Source organism: Thermococcus sp. M36 (genome assembly GCF_012027355.1).
GTDB lineage: Archaea > Methanobacteriota_B > Thermococci > Thermococcales > Thermococcaceae > Thermococcus.
Genome location: NZ_SNUH01000236.1, coordinates 1 through 427, shown reverse-complemented (window position 1 = coordinate 427; position 427 = coordinate 1). Strand labels below are relative to the sequence as shown.

General features: G+C 37.7%; 1 protein-coding gene. It reads left to right on the top strand.

The genetic code is table 11. The features are described from left to right. The coding region (locus tag E3E36_RS12135; protein WP_167895614.1) for a DUF4982 domain-containing protein at positions 1-427 on the top strand (427 nt) is incomplete at both ends.

The window sequence follows — 427 nt, the reverse complement described above, 5'->3', positions numbered from 1 at the left end:
TAAATATGAAATGATAAGTTGGAATGTACCTTATCAACCCGGCACATTAGCAGCAGTGGGTTATAAAAACGGCAAAGAAGTTTCGAAGTATGCAATTGAAACAACAACAGAGCCCGTTAAAATTCAATTAACAGCAGATAGAAATGCAATTGCAGGAGATGGTTGGGATGCAGTACCTGTAAGTGTTGAAGTATTGGATGCAAAAGGAAGACATGTACCAACAGCTAATTTGCCTATTGAATTTGAAGTGAACGGTGCAGGAAAAATTATTGGTTTGGGTAATGGAGATGCTAATAGCCATGAACCTGATAAAGGCACTAAAATAAGTTTATACAATGGTTGGGCACAGGTAATTCTGCAAAGCAAATTAAATAGTTCAGGAACAGTAACATTAACTGCAAAATGCGGAAACCTGCAACAGGCAAGA